A 17,971-nucleotide genomic window follows, 5' to 3' on the forward strand; every position below is an offset into this window, starting at 1 on the left:
TCCAGTTTTGTTCCCAGAGCGCATAATCAACTGAGTTAGCTAACAATAATTTAACGCGTTGACATTTGGCGGCCTCAGCACATATCAATGGAGTTCACTTTGCAATCACCTCATATACCAGAAGATGAAGCCTCAAGACTTCACACGCTCAGATCGCTCAATATCTTGGATACGGCCAATGATGAACGATTCGATCGCGTGACACGTATGGCTAAACGTCTGTTTACTGTGCCGATTGCCTTAGTTAGCTTGATTGACGAGCAAAGGCAGTGGTTTAAGTCGTCCATTGGCTTGCAAGTCAAAGAAACCGACCGTGATATTTCATTCTGTGGTCATGCCATTTTAGGTAAAGAACTGTTTGTGGTTCATGACGCCCGCGTCGACCCGCGTTTTTGTGATAACCCTCTAGTCATTGGCGCACCCCACATTCGATTTTATGCCGGCTGCCCACTGAAATTAGCGGATGGCACAATTTTAGGGACCCTGTGTATTATCGATACTCAGCCAAGGTTGTTTGATGACGATGATCGCCAAGCCATGATCGATCTTGCCGTATTAGTTGAACTTGAGCTGCAAGCAATGCATTTAGCAACGATCGATGAATTAACCCAAATTCCTAATCGTCGGGGCTTTAGTGCAATAGCCCAGCAAAGTATAAACGTTTGCTCGCGACAACAGATTTCAGCATGCCTAGCATTCATTGATCTCGACAAATTCAAAGCGATTAATGACACCTATGGACATGCAGAAGGGGATAATGTTCTCACCCTTTTTGCCCAAGAACTACAAGCCACCTGTCGTTCCAGTGACATTGTCGCTCGTCTTAGTGGTGATGAGTTTGTCATCTTATTTACCAATACCACACTCGAAGAAGCGCATTTCATTATGAATCGGTTGCAGCATAACCTTCATCAAGTCTGTCAAGAGACAAAGCGGCCATATCAACTGTATTTTTCCTGTGGGCTGGTCCGCTTAGATGGTCAGCAGCCCCAATCCATCGACGAATTATTACGTGCTGGCGATGCACTGATGTACCAACAAAAGCAGCAACGAAAATCAGCTCCTCACCATTAGCACACGCGTTGAGGTCCTCTTACAGACGCCTAAGTACGCTACACGATAATACTTAGTCTGAATTACGCAAGTTGTGATGTCGGCACGAATACAAACCATACTAACATAAGGGCGTCGTTGACCTGCTCTATGATGCTCACTCTACTAACTAGTGAGATAATCATATGATAAATCGAGGCAACATTAACTCTATAGGTGGGATGGAATTTGCAACCTTCAGGCTCAAACTAGGAAAACGATGCAGAGCTAATCGCCTTATCCAAGCGTGTTGAATCAGTGTTTCTTTGTCAACAATCTGAACTGTTCTGTCATTTTCTGGTGCGAGGTGCTAATGGCCTCTATGCAGATGGGGCATTTGCGAGTACACAAGCCATGGCTGAGGAGTATTGCCAGCGGTGGTTAACGCATGAAACTTCGTTAGCATACTTACAGCTTATTGATCCTGCTTCAGTCGCTAGGGAAATTTTACCAAACTGATCCCGCCGCTACGATAAGAAACCGACCTCACAGCGAATTTATCTAATGTGATAGCGAGCCAACCCAAACCTGATGCTCAATACCTTATGCCTTTCCATTACCGATGAATACCTAGCGGCTTTATCTCAAAAAAACGGCCTGCAAAGCAGGCCGTAAAGAGTCATTGCTTAGCAATATTATTGACAACTACCATTTGAGCTATAGGTAAATTTGACAATCGTATCGTCCCAACTCGGTAAAAATATATCGTCACACTGAATTTCACCATGACCTGCGGCTATGATACGAGCACGACACTCATTAGCTTGCCAAATATTGCGATTACTTTTATCAAATTGATAAAAAACCGTATAAGTATTGCCACCACTGACATTCCCTAAGTAATTCCACTGATTTTCAGTGGGATAAATATAACCTGTTTGATTGGCACCATTTTTCTTGAATATAAACCGTTGACCATCTAACGCATGGCGAATGTGGTCAACTCTAACATTCAATCCTGGGGCAAATGACAAGCCATTCCCGGAAACCGTCATGCACTGCTGAGGCGCGGGATCATTATCAGTAATCGTTACCACATTAGAGATTGAACCATTAGTGTTAGCACCGGCATCAACTCTGAACGTGAAAGTCTCCGTACCCTCGTAGCTAGTATCATTGACCGTTGGAATATCGACGTGCTGAACCGTGTCTCCAGCCGCAATGGTCAATTCTTGATCGGTAAATGTAAAATCTGCGCTGGTGGCACTGCCAGCAACCGCACTGACATTGACGGTTGCGTCCACATCTAACGCTTGATCAAGATGAATCACAAACTGTGCCGTTTGACCTTCTGTTACATTCGCACGAATCACCTCCACAGTAAAAGCTGAAGTAGGTACAGGGTCATTATCCTCAATGGTCACAGGTAAGCTATGAGAGCCTGAGGTGTTTATTGCTGCAGCCACATTGAGTGTAAATGATTCAGTTTGTTCATAGTCAGAATCATCAAAGGTTGGGATCTCAATATCAGCAGTTAAGTAACCCGCAGGGACCACCAGTTCATACGTTGCCAGTTGATAATCCTCTGTATCTGCCGTACCAGCAATCGCCGTCACAGTGACACTCGCATCAACGGCTAACTCTTCATCAAGCGTGACTTCAAATACCGCAGTTTCCCCTTCGGTAACAGTATCAACTACCGGTGCTAAAGAGAAACCAACATGAATGGGGTCGGGCGAACATTGAGGTGAAGTATCGATAATGCTAATTTGATCTCTAAAGTAGTCTGTGCCTTGGCCGACAATCCAAGAAGCAAAAGAGAAGGTTTCATTACAATCGACAATATCGTCTTGTAACGCTTGATACCGTACCGTCAACTCACTGATACCTTCAGGCAGATTCAATACTTTGAAGTCGAGTAAATCGAGTTCGAAATAATAATCTTGATGATCATTTGCATAAGAAACAAAAACTTCTTGATTGATATCCTGAGCTTTTTTGGCAGATTCATTGATGAATTGAATATGCATTGGGGTATTTCTGTCGGTTGTGCGGATCAATTCTATCTTGGTTTCAGTGAAATCACCTTCGTTCATCGATGGGATTAAGGTCATCATGTCTGCGATGTATTGGCCATCTAACGTCGGATCATTGTCTCGATCAACAATGGGCGTGACGATGGAGCCAAGGTCAGTTTGATCGGTCGTCATCCAAGCTTGGAACTCAATACTTTCACCAGGGTCTCGACCATCCACCAAGGTCAACACTCTAAAGGTAACGGCATTGACGCCCTGAGGCACTTGAATCACACCGGAAGGATTCGTGTCATACACTCTAGGCCAAGTGATGCCACCGTCATAACTGACAGCTAATAGGCTACTAAAGTCCACTTTAACCTTGGTGCCATTCGCAACAAATCCCAGATTTAAAGGTTGAACTGACGGGGTTGGGCCGGTGAATGTCACGGTATAATCGACCACATCGCCTTCATCGACTTGGTTTTTGTCCGCTGTAATTGTGTCTACAGTAACCTCCGTCGGCATATCGCAGGCACTGGTATCAAGAGCTAAATCATTTAAACGCGCGTTAACCTTTCCAAGAAAACGTTTCGTATTCGTGGCTAAATCATATTCAAACAATTTAGATTTTTGGCCCATGGCTTTTGATAGGATAAGTTTACCATCACCACCAAATTCAGCACCGTTAACGTGGGTAATCTTATGCTTACCAATATTGGTGACTGTTAATGTAGTTAAATCAACTTTAAAGATCCTTTTTTTGCTGACGAAGTACATGTCGTCACCCACGAAGGCAATGTCGCCCATTTTGCTGTCAACATTGAAAGGGAAACCAGAAAGAGTACCCACGAAGGTCGCTTCAGCAGTATTTAAATCATAAGTAAACAACTTTTTACCACTAGAGCCGTACAGGGTCTGGCCATCAGGTGAGAAGGTTAACCTGTAACTGTGTTGCGTATTACCAACAACATGGTGACTATCATCTGAGAGGTCAACATACACTAATTGGCTGTTGCCATAGACAGGACGCGTTACATAATAGAGCCTGTTTTGTAATGGATTGTAGGCTAATGCGGCAGAGGTTCCTACCGTATCGGCTTGACTATCAACACTTGTTAATGATTGATTCAGCTTAAATAATTTTGGCGCACCCTTGTTATTCACGCCATACATATCCCCTAGACACGTTTGGGTATCAAAAGCGTAAGCAGAAGGCGTGAGTAGAAGAGCAGATACGAGGGTACCTAACCATACTTTTTTCATCTTGCAGTTTCCCGAGCAGTTTAATAAGTTGGCATAGCTAGCTAAATGCTGCCATACAAAAAATCAACCACTAGTAGCCGTGTGACGACTCAAGTTACCTAATGGTTAATATGCACTAATCCATCAGGTCAAGACGATTCCATTCTTGAAAGAGCAGGGCGAACAACTGTAACGCCGCCTTACAAATGTTACGACATGTTACTTACTCGTTAATTTATAGTCAATCAACCATCGTTGATATTTTGTCAGTTTAATTCAAAAAAGCTCTAAACATGTCGCTGCTTAGTATTTGTTGGGATATGGTCGTGGCTACGCTAATCGTTTACCGAATTCGCTGGGTAAAGCGGCAACAATCCCAGCAACAACCAACGAACCAAACAATAAACAATGGAGCGACTGAGGTAGATGCTGCGATAGTTCGCACTTATTCTGTGAAGCCTCAAAACGAGCGCGCTACGCAGAGCGATACGATGACTCTAGAGTTTCAGAGCTCTGAGTTGGCCAATTCGGCATGTATTTCACTGTGCGCAATAGTGATTCTTCATACGATTTATCATCGCTGACTCTGGGGCGACTGTAGGAAGAAGTGATATCCAACTCATCGATTTTTGCCTTGAACGTCTGCGATGATAGTGATTTGAATTTTTTGACACACAACGCGGGATCGATCCAGAGTTAAAGTGCTAATTACAATCTTCAGTTTTAGTGGGTAGAGTTCTCACACACCCTATTTAACATAATATACATTGTGCGCAATTATATGTACGTATAGTTATAGCGACGAGAAGCCAAGATTACGATCGCTCATAGTAAGCTTTTCTCGACGTTTAGGCTTTAACCTTAGTGGCTTGTCGTAAACACAGTTCAAACGCATAGTGACTAGCGTTGATATGTTAACAGTGCCAACAGCTTTATCTAACACAAGGTTGGCAGCTTTATCTAACCAACCTTGGTTGATACGGCTTTGCTTGATGCTGTTATAGTCAGTATTGTTTTAGTTGATATTCTTTTCGTTGTTCCAACTATCCTTGATGCCGCTGGGCTTCGGGGTGTCATGGTTCATTTCGTTCAATAGGCAGCACTTAATAGACTGCGCTTAATTAGCAAATCTGATTGCACAGCTCATATAATTGCGCATCGCCAACCGCTCTTATTCAATGGTTAGCTAATCGTGGCTAATTTCATAGCTAAGTCATAGCTAAGTTCATCGCTTGATTGCATAAATTGAATGATCACCATAATCCGGCGATTGACACAGGTTAACCATGGATGGCGTTTAACAGTTTAGGCGCATTGAAGTTATGATGACTTGCGCCCAATCTTGCTTCACTGGGAATGATTCGTGGGTCATTACGTTTGTTACGCCCACATGGATAGCTTGTATGGGCTTATGGCTCAATCCAGTGGCACTAGCATTGCCATTGAGTGATATGCCACAAGATTTTAAACACTAAGTATCAATATTTTAGGTAAAGGCTAGCGAATCCATCGTGTCGTGATAGCTATAGGTAACAGCCACTGTCGCTGAAGCTTGCTCGCTTAACCTTGCCTAGGTAACAATCAGATCCGCGCGATGGCTAATCTGTGGGAGTTTACCTTGATATCATCAGGTGAGCTCCAATGCCGATAAATAGCATTATCGGCATTGGAACTCAGGAGTTCATTGGCCGGCCAACTCAATAATGGCGATTAATGTGTGTGGCTAGCATCAATGAATGCCAAATGATCTACGGGTTTATTTGCGGCACTCTGATGACGTTCAACTGAGCTGGTGTGCAGATATTGGCTGGTCGTGTCTATGCTTTCATGGCCGGCATCAGCCTGGACATGAGATAATGGCCGTTGGTTTAAGTTGATGTCATGGGTAATACCAGTATGGCGAATACTATGGGCTGACATCTGCCCTATTTCGAGCGCGTCTTGCTCTAAACCATCATCAAACGCCAACCGCGCAGCTTGTGTGATAATTGAGGCAATCTCTTCCCGTACTTGGCGAATACCAAGATTGGCATTCAGTAATCCCGCGTCCCTCCCCCTTAGCGCGGCCCGATGACGCACAAATAAAGGGTGTTGATCTTGTGATGTTGGTAGATCACTTAACCCTAAATAACGCCGATAACGGGTCAATGCCTGCAATAACGCTTTTGAAACAGCAATGGTTCGCTTTTTGCCCCCCTTACTCAGTGGCACATGAAAACGCCAAATACCGGTTTGACGCTGACGTTGGAATTGACTCATCACTGGCGCAAAGCCTGCCCTAGCTGATATTTCTGAGACCCGCAAATAACAGCTGTAGAGTAACACCACCATAAACAAAGTCCGCTCTCCCGTCGCGGGATCTTGTGTGGCCGCGGCATTGGCTGCCGTCATAACATACGACCATTGTAATTCAGTAAATGCCTGTAATTGCTCATCTTCTTGCCACTTCATTGTCGGTTTACGAGCAAAGCGACTGTGATTCAACCAAATTTGAGCTGGATTGCGCTCGCTCGCCTCTTCGCCCAATAGATAGGTATAAAATGATGATAAAATAGCGATTTTGGTTTTGAGTGCGTTGTCACTCAATTGATAAGTTTGTTGGATGCCTTGAATTAATTTGGCCACAAATGGTCGCCATAACGGGTTAGGAAAACGCTCCCCGCTGGCTTTATCTTGCTTAAATTGAGCGAGGGTCACCGCCCCAATCACGGCAGCAGGTGGTGATTGGCAATAACTGACATAAAGGCCGATATCACGCCGGCTAAAGTCTAAAGGAGAGGCTTGGTGAACATCGAAACACCAATGCAAAAAGCAGGTCAATTCACTCCGGTAGGCCTTAAAGTTATTTTCATGATTGAGTTGTTCACTCAACCAATCATGAGCGTGTTCATACACTAACAGGGCATCATCGATGGCGGTTAAACTGAGACGAGTCAGGTGAGCATTGACATGGCAATTACCCACCATAAAGAATTGTGCCGTTTCAAATAATGGCATTACTGGAGGATAAGTCATTGAAAGCCCCAAAATTACTATTATACCTCATCCTTCATTGGTAACGACGTATTTGTATCATTGAGATGACTTTTCCTCATCTGTTACCGTGGATGACACAGGCTTTAGTGCATCGCATACTAGCGCATGACGGCAGGTTTCAAGACACAAGTGCCACAGTTGCTGTTTGGTATGACTATCTAATGCATTGAGTTCAGCGACACATAAGTGCCCTTCCGACAATAGTCGCTTAAGCGTGTTGATTGATAAATTGACATTAAGTCCTGACAATCCTATTTCGCGTTCCCTAGTGATTAACATGGCTTTCATCTGTACTTCCTTAACGAAAACATCTCGACCACCAAATGATAATAAATATCATTTGCAATAACAACTGAAATGAGTGGATATTGCGCCCCCACCACTCACGAATGAACTACACTATGCAAAGGATGATTCATTGTAAAAGGACTTGTAGCTATGCCATTTCAGTTAGCCCAAAAAACTCCTCTCTTTTTACGACGCCGAATTAACCAGTTAGAAGATGCCCCTGTAAAGTGGAAAATCTTAGTGGTCGATGACGAGCCAGATGTCCATACGGTCACCAAATTAGCCTTGTCGCGCTTTAAGCTTGACGAAAAAGGCATTGATTTTATCAATGCCTACACCAGTGAACAGGCAAAAGAAATATTGAGTATTCATAAAGATATTGCGATAGCGTTTATTGATGTCGTGATGGAGAGCGATCATGCCGGACTAGAGCTTATTCGTTGGATCCGAGAAAGTCTGGGTAACAAACAAATCCGCTTAATTTTAAGAACCGGGCAGCCTGGGCAAGCGCCTGAAGAAGAAGTCATTGTTAATTATGATATTAATGATTACAAGGCTAAAGCCGAGCTCGACTCTCGAAAATTAACGACCTGTGTTTTCTCGGCACTGCGCTCCTACCGCGACATACTTGAAATCGACTGTGCAAGAAGACAACAGCAAGCCCACCGCCAAGGATTAGAACGGGTTATTAGTTCGACTTCAGGCCTGTACGAGCTCAAATCCATCCAAAAATTTACCGATGGATTACTCCACCAATTAGCCACCTTGTTAGAGCTAGACAGTGAAACGATATTGCTCAGTAGCAACGCCTTAGATGCCGTTTGTAGTGAGGATCATCAACTCACACCTCTGGCGGGTACTGGTCGCTTTCGTGATGTCAGTCAATTAACTATTCCTAAAGACATCGAACAATATTTGCAGCAAGCCTTAACCGAAAAACGTTGTATTTATGGGGAAGATTATTTTGTGGGCTATTTCCCAACCCAAACAGGTCCGGTTAACTTATTTTACCTCGACTCGATGAGTTCAATCACGGATGATGACAAGCGCTTAATCGATTTGTTTGCCTTAAACGTCGGCATTGCTTTTGATAATTTACTAGTGAATAAAGAGTTAGAGCATACTCAAACCGAACTTATACTACATCTCGGGGATTTAATTGAGCGCCGTGATCCTCAGGCCTCTGGCCATGTTAATCGAGTCGCGCAATCGAGTTATTTATTGGCAAAAATTGTCGGCCTGCCAGAATCAGAGGCTATATTATTGAGGCAAGCCGCCCCGCTGCATGATATTGGTAAACTGCTTATTCCTGAGGCGATTTTATTGAAAGCAGATAAGTTGGATGAAGCACAATGGCAAACCATGCAGCAACATGCGCAAATTGGCTATGAGTTGTTATCCCACTCGGACAAACCCATGTTGAAGATCGCCGCGCTCTTAGCGCAACAACATCATGAAAAATATGATGGTAGTGGTTACCCTCAAGGAATCTCCGGCAATAATATTCACATATTTGCCAGAATTCTCGCCCTCGCGGATGTATTTGATTCATTGCGTCATGATAGTTGCTATAAAAAGGCATGGCAGTTTGAAGATATTATCAAGCATATCCGCAAAAACAGTGGCAAGCACTTCGACCCATTACTGGTGAGTGCATTCATTGAAAACATTGAACTGTTCACCAAAGTCAACACAGAAACGAGTCAGTTCTAGGGGCGATTATCCGCTTTAAAATCGAAATGATAATCGGGGATAAGCGGTTCCCCATTAAGCGATAATCGCCAAACCATATAACCGCTACTACAACTGCCATAGGTAAACGTGGCTTTGTAGGTATTTTCACCTACCTCAGTGAAAAACACCGGGATAGTTCCCATAAACATATCTCTTCCAGCCAGAGAGGCCTGTAAACCTTCCAGTGATACCGATGACTTAAGAATTGCTGTTAAGCTTTGATCACTGGGCGCATGTGGTGGGCTCAGAGTTAAACTCATGTGCTGGCCATCAAACGTACGTTCACAAGCTCCCTTGTTAAAATCGCACAACATCTCACCCGTATCAATAACACTCGCATCAATAACCGAGTCTGGACTACATGCCATCAGACTTATCAAAGCAAGTGAAACGCTGATAAATCTACGATTAATTAACATAAGTTCAAGTTTTAACCTTTGACTGCAAATTTGTAACATTCTATGGCTTAATTTGACCAAGATCAAAGTTTTAGGGCCTTCTTGAGTATCTTTTTTGATGTAGCTCAAGTATTATTTACTTGCCGTGATCTTATGCGCTAGTAATCCGGCAAGTTTAGTGACAAAAATGCAGCTTTCGATTCGATTTCTGGATTTTATCGCTATTTTAACAGGTGAGTTTTAACCTCACTTTAGAACCATGTAAAAAGTAATAAGCAGTGGAAGCATAATAATGAATCATTCCCAGCCGTTAACAGGCGCTGATTACAATTACACCGTTGTCCGCCAATTTGCATTAACCACAGTGATGTGGGGCATTATTGGTATGGCAGTCGGTGTGTTGATTGCGGCACAGTTGATCTGGCCTCAGCTGAACTTTGATACCGCTTGGTTAACGTATAGTCGCTTGCGACCATTACACACCAATGCAGTGATCTTTGCGTTCGGTACTTCAGCCCTTTTCGCCACGTCCTACTACGTAGTACAACGTACTTGTCAAACCAAACTGTTTGCACCTAAATTAGCGGCATTCTCATTTTGGGGTTGGCAAGCCATCATTTTATCAGCGGTCTTTACCTTGCCGTTAGGCATTACTAGCGGTAAAGAATACGCGGAATTAGAATGGCCAATCGATATTGCCATAACTATCGTGTGGGTCGCTTATGCGGTGGTCTTCTTTGGTACGATAGTAAAACGCAGAACCTCCCACATTTACGTGGCGAACTGGTTCTTCGGTGCGTTTATCATTACCGTTGCTGTCCTGCACATTGTTAACTCAATGGCGGTACCTGTCAGCTTATGGAAATCTTACTCACTTTACGGTGGTGCGGTTGATGCCATGGTACAGTGGTGGTATGGCCATAACGCCGTTGGTTTCTTACTGACGGCAGGCTTCCTTGGTATGATGTACTACTTTGTGCCTAAGCAAGCCGGTCGCCCTGTCTATTCATACCGCTTATCTATCGTCCATTTCTGGGCATTGATTGCACTGTATATTTGGGCTGGTCCGCACCACTTACATTATACCGCCTTGCCCGACTGGACTCAGTCTTTAGGTATGGTGATGTCTTTGATCTTATTCGCACCGTCTTGGGGTGGTATGATCAACGGTATCATGACGTTATCAGGCGCATGGCATAAGTTAAGAACCGATCCTGTATTGCGTTTCTTAGTGGTCTCCTTATCGTTCTATGGCATGTCGACTTTCGAAGGCCCAATGATGGCCATTAAGACAGTTAACGCCTTATCCCATTACACCGACTGGACCGTAGGTCACGTGCATTCAGGTGCGCTGGGTTGGGTTGCCATGGTGTCTATTGGTTCTCTGTATCACCTTATCCCAGTACTTTATGGCCATGGCCGTATGTATTCTACCTCGTTGGTTAATGTCCATTTCTGGTTAGCGACGGTAGGTACTGTCTTGTATATCGTCTCTATGTGGATTTCTGGTGTGATGCAAGGTCTGATGTGGCGTGCAGTTAACTCTGATGGCACCCTGACCTACAGCTTCGTTGAAAGCTTAGAGGCCTCATATCCATTCTACTTCGTACGTTTCTTAGGTGGCTGTTTCTTCGTCACTGGTATGCTGATCATGGCATATAACGTATTCCGTACCGTTAAAGCTGAAAAAGACTCTCTGCCTGAGTTGTCTGAAGCTAAAGCTGTTTAAGGAGCCGGAACGATGAAGTTTAATCATGAAATGATTGAAAAGAATATCGGCTTACTGGGTATTCTCACGGTGTTAGTGATCAGTATTGGTGGTTTGGTACAAATCACTCCCCTACTGTTCCAAAAAGACACCACAGAGCCGGTGGCTGGTTTACGTCCTTATTCGGCCCTAGAACTCGAAGGCCGTGATATTTACATCCGCGAAGGTTGTTACAATTGTCACAGCCAGATGATCCGTCCTTTACGTGCTGAAACTGAACGTTATGGCCACTATTCTGTGGCTGGTGAATCCGTCTGGGATCACCCGTTCCAGTGGGGTTCTAAGCGTACAGGTCCCGATCTCGCTCGTGTTGGCGGTCGTTACAGCGATAAGTGGCACGAAGTGCACCTGATCGATCCTCGCATCGTGGTACCTCAATCTAATATGCCAGGCTTCCCTTGGCTGATGGATAACGTACTCACCGGTGAAAAAACAGCAGCTAAAATGGAAATCTTCCGTGGTTTTGGTGTGCCATACACTGATGAAGATATTGCCGGAGCTCAAGCTGCCGTTGAGGGTAAAACTGAAATGCAAGCCATGATTGCTTACTTGCAATCACTGGGACACGCACTCAAATAAGGAGGCAACTATATGGATTACGGCACATTACAGGGCGTTATCACCATAGTTGTAATGCTGACCTTCGTCGGTATATTTGCTTGGGCTTATAGCTCGCGTCAAAAGAAGAATTTCGATGACGCAGCTAATCTGGTTTTCACTGATGATGAGATCCAGAAAATGAAGGACTCAGGAGAGCAAAAATAATGAGTAGCTTCTGGAGCGTATGGATTACCGTGCTCACCCTTATCGTCATCGCTGGCTGTGTATTTTTATTGCGTGCATGCTCTAAAAATACCACTGGGGTAGATGAAGGAGAGTCAATGGGCCACAGCTTTGACGGGATTGAAGAAATCAACAATCCTCTGCCAAAGTGGTGGAGTTACATGTTCTATATCACTATCGTGTTTGGCTTAGTGTATTTAGCGCTTTACCCCGGTTTAGGTAACTATAAAGGTTTACTTGGCTGGACTAGTTCGAACCAAGGTATTGGTACTGAACAAGGGATTAAAGCCGAGTCTTTGCAAGCCGTTGAAGCCGCAAAAGCTAATGGTATGTTGGTGCAATACGACCGTGAGGTCGCCAGTGCCGATGCCAAATTTGGCCCTATCTTCAGTGCGTTCGCTAACACGCCATTGGAAGAGTTAGTGAAAAATGAAGAGGCATTAAAAGTCGGCGGTCGTCTGTACTTACAAAACTGTGCTCAGTGTCATGGTTCAGATGCTCGTGGGAGCAAAGGCTTCCCTAACTTAACTGATAATGCTTGGCTGTACGGCGGTGATTTGGCCACGATCAAGACGACCTTGCTCAATGGTCGTAACGGTATGATGCCACCTAAAGGCGGCTTACCGATTGATGACAGCGAAGTCTCTGGTTTGGTGGAGTACGTCGTGTCGTTGTCAGGCCGACCTCATAAAGCTGAATTAGCCGCTCAAGGCCAAGCCAGTTGGATGAAAGGTTGTTTTGCCTGTCATGGTATGGATGGTACCGGTAACAAGTTTGTCGGAGCCCCTAACCTGACCGATGAAATATGGTTATACGGTGGCAGTCGTGGCGCGATTGACGAAAGTATCGTCTTAGGTCGTCATGGTGTGATGCCAGCGTGGAAAGACATTTTAGGTGAAGATAAGGTGCATGTAATTGCCGCTTATGTTTACAGCTTGTCCAATCAGTAAATAACCGTTAAATCAATGGGCTCCGATTGACATCGGGGCCCTTTTTTTTCAGTGATAACTCACGATTTAATGGTAAAATAGCAAAAACAATAAATAGGTATAGTCATGAGTACACAACTCGCCTGGTATAAGCAGTTCTGGCCCTGGTTTCTCATCTTATTGCCTGGCACAGTCGTCGTTGCCAGCTTTATCACCATGAAAATTGCCCTCGATAATGCAGATTCACTGGTAGCTGAGGATTACTATAAAGCCGGCAAAGCCATTAATATGGATTTAGGCAAAATCAAATATGCTAAACAAATTGGCATGCAATTCACCCTCAATGTTAATGACAACGAATTAATCATCACTCAGCAAGGTGGTCCTGAATATCAGGCGGCGCTGAATGTGCGTTTTTATCATCCCACACTTGAAGACCGTGATATGCAGTTAATGGCAACCAGTGATGCTAATGGTGCCTATCGATTCACCATGGATACTAATCCTTCCGGTGCGTGGGAAGTGCGACTCGAAGGCTTTGACGCCAAATGGCGTATCCAAAAACGCCTCGATTTACGCAATAATGGTGAGTATTGGTTGAACTAATATATGTCAACAACTCCTTGTTTTCACTGCCATGAACCGGTTGTTCAAGGCAGTCTTTTCACTGTTATTATCCAAGGCCAACCTCAGGCCATGTGTTGTCCCGGCTGCGCCGCGGTGGCAGAAGCCATTATCCAGGCTGGATTGACTAACTATTACCAATATCGCACTGAGCCTGGTAGCAGTCAGCAAGGGTTAGTGCCTGAGCAACTCAATCAATTTAGCGCCTACGATTTATCGGAAGTTCAACAAGATTTTGTCACTCAAGAGCAAGATCTTAGCCGAATATCCTTATCGCTCGATGGCATCACCTGTGCCGCTTGTGCTTGGCTCATTGAGCACAAGGTCAGTTCGTTAGCCGGCATCCGACGAATTTCAGTTAATAGCACCACCCAAAGAGCGCTGATATTTTACGAGCCCGATAGCATCACTATCAGTGCCATCCTCAATGAAATTAGTCGCATCGGCTATCAAGCGGCGCCTTTCACGCTCGAAGTGCAAGAGTTAAAAAGCCAACGCCAAGGCAAACAATTCCTACTTAGGCTTGGCTTAGCTGGCTTTGCGACCATGCAAGTCATGATGTTTGCATTGGCCTTGTATTCAGGCTTTTTTAGCGATCTGGAACTGGAATTTCGAAATTATTTTCGTTGGGTTAGCTTAATATTTTCGGCGCCAGTGGTGTTTTATTCAGCCGCCCCTTTTTATTTCAGTGCACTTCGCTCCTTGCTTAGCGGTCGGGTCAATATGGACGTTTCGGTGTCCATCGCCATTGGTGGGGCTTACATCGCCAGTGTCATCGCCACGATTAATGGCAACGGTGAAGTCTATTTCGAATCGGTCACCATGTTCACTTTCTTCCTGTTATTAGGCAGATATTTCGAGCAAAAAGCCTTACAGACGGCCTCCATCAGTGCCAGCAATTTACAAAAGGTCATTCCCCTCACCGCACGCCTAGTATTAGTCGATGGCTATCGCGACATTGCCGCCAAACAACTGGCCATTGGCGATGTAATCCAAGTGTTACCTGGTGATAGTATTGCCGCCGACGGTGATATCATAAAAGGCCAATCTAGCTGTAATGAGTCGATGTTAACGGGCGAACAGACGCCGATGCTCAAGCAAGTGGGTGATCCTGTTTTTGCGGGTAGTATCAATCTTGATCAAACGCTTGAAGTCAGAGTCACCGCGTTAGGCGCGGATCAATTGGTGTCGAAAATTATTTTACTGCAAGAAGCGGCGTCTCACACTAAGCCCAAAATCGCGGAATTAGCCAATCGTCTCTCGGGTATTTTCTCTACCATTATCATCCTAATTGCGACTTTAACCTATATCGCGTGGATGTGGTTAGACCCGAGCGATGCCTTCTGGGTGACCTTATCGGTCTTGGTGGCCACCTGCCCTTGCGCTTTGGCATTAGCTACCCCTACCGCTGTCACTTGCACCACAGGTCAACTGACTAAAATGGGGATCATAGTCCGACGGGCCAGCGTGTTTGAAGCCATGCCACGCTTAACCCATGTGGTATTTGATAAAACAGGCACCCTAACTTGCGGTAACCTTAGCCTACGCCAATGCCAGCTCGCTCCCACGTCCGATGAGCCATCGTTATTGAATTTAATTGCCAATATTGAACAAGGTTCGCTCCATCCCATAGCCAATGCCTGTCGCAGTTATTTGCGGCAAAAATTAGACTTACACGCCGTGCGCCAGCATGTCGGTAAAGGGCTTACTGCCGATTATCAAGGACACAGTTATCGTGTAGGTCACTATTCATTTGCTTGTGATCAAGCGCAATTGCCTGACTGGTATATCGAGCCGCCTGCCAATCCGCTTGAACAGCAGGTCTGGTTAAGCTGTGATCAGCAACCGTTAGCATGCTTGGTGTTCACTGATGAGCTAAGACAAGATGCGCACACCACGGTCAGTCAATTATTCGCTAAGGGTATCAAGGTCAGCATTGCCAGTGGTGATCATTCCGAGCAAGTCGAAGCATTAGCGCATCAACTCGGCATTGATACTGTGCATAGTGCGTTATTGCCTGAAGATAAACTCAAGCTTATCCACTCGCTGCAAGCACAAGGTGAATGTGTTGCCATGTTCGGCGATGGCATTAATGACGCCCCGGTATTGGCTGCCGCCAATTTATCGGTAGCCATGGGCAGTGGCAGTGCCATTGCCAAAAACAGTGCCGATATGATTTTACTTGGTGATCACCTTTCGCGTTTTGTCGCGGCACTTTCTTTGTCCAAGGCCACATCTCGGATTATTTATCAGAATTTATACTGGGCATTAGGATACAATCTACTCATTATTCCTTTGGCAGTCACAGGTCAGGTATACCCCTATATTGCAGCATTAGGTATGTCTCTGAGTTCATTAATTGTGGTGTCTAATAGCTTGCGTTTACTAAGGATGCGTCCATGAGCATTATTTACGTGTTAATTCCCATCGCCATGATTTTCGTTGCCATCGCGGTTGCGGTGTTTTTTTGGGCGGTAAAAAGTGATCAGTTTGATGACCTTGAGCGCCAAAGCATGTCGATATTGTTTGATGATGAGCCCAAGCAAGCAGCACCAGAGCCCGACGCCCCTAAGATAAAGGACACTCAACCTTAATGGATTTAAGTCTTACTGCCGCCATCCTTGTCGGTTTAATGGGCGCGGGTCATTGTTTTGGCATGTGTGGCGGTTTAGTGGGGGCGTTTTCCAGTCATATCCCTTCGCGCCGTGCTGAGCCATTGCTGGTGACTCAACTCAAATTCCAATTGGCTTATAATGGTGGTCGGCTTATTTCGTACGCTGCTGCAGGAGCCATCGCCGCTGGGCTCGGTCAAGGCTTAGGTCAACTCATTGCAGTGGATGATTACTTAGTCTATTTACGACTCCTGGCTGGAATGATGATGATCTTAACGGGTTTGTATATTGCGCGCTGGTTTTCCGGATTATTAGTTATTGAAGCTGGTGGCAAGCGACTATGGCGATATATACAACCGATAGGACAGCGGATTTTACCCTTAGACACCTTGCCAAAGGCCACCATGGCAGGCATGGTATGGGGCTGGTTACCTTGTGGTTTAGTTTATAGTATGTTGACTTGGGCGATTGCCTCTGGCGATGTCGCTCAAGGTGCACTGACCATGTTAGCTTTTGGTCTGGGCACCCTACCGGCCCTATTTTTTACTGGTGTAGCCACCCAACGCCTCGCTCGTTGGTTACAAAACCAATCTGTAAAAACGATCTCAGGTCTGTTATTAATCGGCTTTGGCGTGCAAACCTGGTACGTGGCCTATCAACAATTGTCCTTATGAAATGTACGCGACTAGCTCAGCTAGACTTAATGGTTTACCATAATGGCGTCCGCCAAGATTGAGAGTAAGTATGAGTGTAGAACCGAACAAACATCGTCGTATGGCTAACCCTAACTGTGCAATTCATTGTCATGATTGCAGCATGGGTACCCTATGTATTCCTTTTACGCTGAATAACAATGAACTTGATCAACTGGACAATATCATAGAGCGTAAAAAACCAGTTCAAAAAGGCGAACAAATTTTTAAGTCTGGTGATGCGCTAAAGTCTTTATTTGCTATTCGCTCAGGAACAGTCAAAAGCTTTACGATTACCGAACAAGGTGATGAACAAATCACTGGCTTTCACTTAGCCGGTGATGTCATCGGCTTTGATGGCATTAACAGCCAGCTACATCAAAGTTTTGCTCAGGCACTCGAAACCTCAATGGTGTGTGAGATCCCTTATGCGACTTTAGATGAGTTGTCAGGCACCATGCCGAAATTACGTCAGCAGATCATGCGGTTGATGAGTCATGAAATCATTAGTGATCAAGACATGATTTTATTGCTGAGTAAAAAGAACGCCGAAGAAAGATTAGCAGCCTTTATCAGTAATTTGGCGCGTCGTTTTGCTAGCCGAGGTTTTTCGCCAAAAGAGTTTAGATTAACCATGACTCGTGGTGATATTGGTAATTATCTTGGCCTCACGGTGGAAACTATTAGCCGATTATTAGGCCGTTTTCAAAAAGCCGGATTAATTGAAGTTAAAGGAAAATATATTACTATCCTCGACTTTAATCAGCTGGCACAATTGGCTGGTAACGCTAGAATGGTTCGCTAACTTGCTAAGT

The 17,971-nt window shown here is 44.8% G+C and carries 15 protein-coding genes; 11 read left to right on the top strand and 4 right to left on the bottom strand.

Annotated features, from left to right (window positions below; genetic code table 11):
• Window positions 1–99 precede the first annotated feature (99 nt).
• Window positions 100–1,074, top strand: a complete 975-nt coding sequence (locus tag KU855_RS08410; protein WP_218529849.1) for a sensor domain-containing diguanylate cyclase — start codon at window positions 100–102, stop codon at window positions 1,072–1,074.
• A gap of 653 nt (window positions 1,075–1,727) precedes the next feature.
• On the opposite strand, the gene KU855_RS08415 is transcribed toward KU855_RS08410, so the two are convergent.
• The 3 genes from KU855_RS08415 to KU855_RS08425 all read right to left on the bottom strand — a co-directional run bounded on the left by KU855_RS08415 (window position 1,728) and on the right by KU855_RS08425 (window position 7,616).
• On the bottom strand, window positions 1,728–4,313 hold the full coding sequence (locus tag KU855_RS08415) for a Calx-beta domain-containing protein (protein ID WP_218529850.1): 2,586 nt from the start codon (window positions 4,311–4,313) through the stop codon (window positions 1,728–1,730).
• Between the two features lie 1,689 nt (window positions 4,314–6,002).
• A complete protein-coding gene (locus KU855_RS08420; protein ID WP_218529851.1) occupies window positions 6,003–7,307 on the bottom strand; it encodes a site-specific integrase in 1,305 nt (434 codons plus the stop codon).
• 57 nt (window positions 7,308–7,364) lie between these two features.
• Window positions 7,365–7,616 (bottom strand): hypothetical protein, encoded by a 252-nt coding sequence (locus KU855_RS08425; RefSeq protein WP_218529852.1) that lies wholly within the window; start codon window positions 7,614–7,616, stop codon window positions 7,365–7,367.
• Between the two features lie 150 nt (window positions 7,617–7,766).
• Here KU855_RS08425 and KU855_RS08430 point away from each other — a divergent pair, with 150 nt between their 5' ends.
• Window positions 7,767–9,329: a DUF3369 domain-containing protein gene (locus KU855_RS08430; RefSeq protein WP_218529853.1), complete on the top strand. Its 1,563-nt coding sequence runs from the start codon at window positions 7,767–7,769 to the stop codon at window positions 9,327–9,329.
• On the opposite strand, the gene KU855_RS08435 is transcribed toward KU855_RS08430, so the two are convergent.
• A complete protein-coding gene (locus tag KU855_RS08435; RefSeq protein ID WP_218529854.1) occupies window positions 9,326–9,877 on the bottom strand; it encodes a hypothetical protein in 552 nt (183 codons plus the stop codon). The genes KU855_RS08430 and KU855_RS08435 overlap by 4 nt on opposite strands.
• A 160-nt stretch (window positions 9,878–10,037) precedes the next feature.
• Here KU855_RS08435 and ccoN point away from each other — a divergent pair, with 160 nt between their 5' ends.
• From ccoN to etrA, 9 genes are all read left to right on the top strand, one after another.
• On the top strand, window positions 10,038–11,477 hold the full coding sequence (ccoN, locus tag KU855_RS08440) for a cytochrome-c oxidase, cbb3-type subunit I (protein ID WP_218529882.1): 1,440 nt from the start codon (window positions 10,038–10,040) through the stop codon (window positions 11,475–11,477).
• A 12-nt stretch (window positions 11,478–11,489) separates the two neighbouring features.
• Window positions 11,490–12,095 carry a cytochrome-c oxidase, cbb3-type subunit II gene (gene ccoO, locus KU855_RS08445; protein WP_218529855.1) on the top strand — a complete coding sequence of 202 codons (606 nt, stop codon included), beginning with the start codon at window positions 11,490–11,492 and terminating at the stop codon, window positions 12,093–12,095.
• Window positions 12,096–12,107: 12 nt separating this feature from the next.
• The gene (locus KU855_RS08450; RefSeq protein ID WP_218529856.1) at window positions 12,108–12,281 is read left to right on the top strand and encodes a cbb3-type cytochrome c oxidase subunit 3; all 174 of its coding nucleotides are present in this window, start codon (window positions 12,108–12,110) and stop codon (window positions 12,279–12,281) included.
• Complete coding sequence (gene ccoP, locus KU855_RS08455; protein ID WP_218529857.1) at window positions 12,281–13,249, top strand: cytochrome-c oxidase, cbb3-type subunit III; 969 nt, start codon at window positions 12,281–12,283, stop codon at window positions 13,247–13,249. Before KU855_RS08450 ends, ccoP begins: the two co-directional genes overlap by 1 nt.
• A gap of 105 nt (window positions 13,250–13,354) precedes the next feature.
• Window positions 13,355–13,834 (top strand): FixH family protein, encoded by a 480-nt coding sequence (locus KU855_RS08460; RefSeq protein ID WP_218529858.1) that lies wholly within the window; start codon window positions 13,355–13,357, stop codon window positions 13,832–13,834.
• A 3-nt stretch (window positions 13,835–13,837) separates the two neighbouring features.
• The gene (locus KU855_RS08465; RefSeq protein ID WP_218529859.1) at window positions 13,838–16,255 is read left to right on the top strand and encodes a heavy metal translocating P-type ATPase; all 2,418 of its coding nucleotides are present in this window, start codon (window positions 13,838–13,840) and stop codon (window positions 16,253–16,255) included.
• On the top strand, window positions 16,252–16,446 hold the full coding sequence (ccoS, locus tag KU855_RS08470) for a cbb3-type cytochrome oxidase assembly protein CcoS (RefSeq protein WP_218529860.1): 195 nt from the start codon (window positions 16,252–16,254) through the stop codon (window positions 16,444–16,446). Before KU855_RS08465 ends, ccoS begins: the two co-directional genes overlap by 4 nt.
• Window positions 16,446–17,138 carry a sulfite exporter TauE/SafE family protein gene (locus KU855_RS08475; protein ID WP_218529861.1) on the top strand — a complete coding sequence of 231 codons (693 nt, stop codon included), beginning with the start codon at window positions 16,446–16,448 and terminating at the stop codon, window positions 17,136–17,138. The genes ccoS and KU855_RS08475 overlap by 1 nt, the downstream gene beginning before the upstream one ends.
• Window positions 17,139–17,208: 70 nt before the next feature.
• Window positions 17,209–17,961, top strand: coding sequence for an electron transport transcriptional regulator EtrA (gene etrA, locus KU855_RS08480; protein ID WP_218529862.1), 753 nt, complete (start codon window positions 17,209–17,211; stop codon window positions 17,959–17,961).
• Window positions 17,962–17,971: the final 10 nt, after the last annotated feature.

Origin of the sequence: Shewanella sp. NIFS-20-20 (genome assembly GCF_019209865.1) — a bacterium.
GTDB lineage: Bacteria > Pseudomonadota > Gammaproteobacteria > Enterobacterales > Shewanellaceae > Shewanella.

What these genes read in the sequence shown, in the direction of transcription:
- KU855_RS08420 (WP_218529851.1), bottom strand. Translation starts at nt 7,307, where the DNA reads ATGACTTATCCTCCAGTAATGCCATTATTTGAAACGGCACAATTCTTT.
- KU855_RS08430 (WP_218529853.1), top strand. Translation starts at nt 7,767, where the DNA reads ATGCCATTTCAGTTAGCCCAAAAAACTCCTCTCTTTTTACGACGCCGA.
- ccoP (WP_218529857.1), top strand. Translation starts at nt 12,281, where the DNA reads ATGAGTAGCTTCTGGAGCGTATGGATTACCGTGCTCACCCTTATCGTC.
- ccoO (WP_218529855.1), top strand. Translation starts at nt 11,490, where the DNA reads ATGAAGTTTAATCATGAAATGATTGAAAAGAATATCGGCTTACTGGGT.
- KU855_RS08415 (WP_218529850.1), bottom strand. Translation starts at nt 4,313, where the DNA reads ATGAAAAAAGTATGGTTAGGTACCCTCGTATCTGCTCTTCTACTCACG.
- ccoS (WP_218529860.1), top strand. Translation starts at nt 16,252, where the DNA reads ATGAGCATTATTTACGTGTTAATTCCCATCGCCATGATTTTCGTTGCC.
- KU855_RS08475 (WP_218529861.1), top strand. Translation starts at nt 16,446, where the DNA reads ATGGATTTAAGTCTTACTGCCGCCATCCTTGTCGGTTTAATGGGCGCG.
- KU855_RS08460 (WP_218529858.1), top strand. Translation starts at nt 13,355, where the DNA reads ATGAGTACACAACTCGCCTGGTATAAGCAGTTCTGGCCCTGGTTTCTC.
- KU855_RS08425 (WP_218529852.1), bottom strand. Translation starts at nt 7,616, where the DNA reads ATGAAAGCCATGTTAATCACTAGGGAACGCGAAATAGGATTGTCAGGA.
- KU855_RS08465 (WP_218529859.1), top strand. Translation starts at nt 13,838, where the DNA reads ATGTCAACAACTCCTTGTTTTCACTGCCATGAACCGGTTGTTCAAGGC.
- etrA (WP_218529862.1), top strand. Translation starts at nt 17,209, where the DNA reads ATGAGTGTAGAACCGAACAAACATCGTCGTATGGCTAACCCTAACTGT.
- KU855_RS08450 (WP_218529856.1), top strand. Translation starts at nt 12,108, where the DNA reads ATGGATTACGGCACATTACAGGGCGTTATCACCATAGTTGTAATGCTG.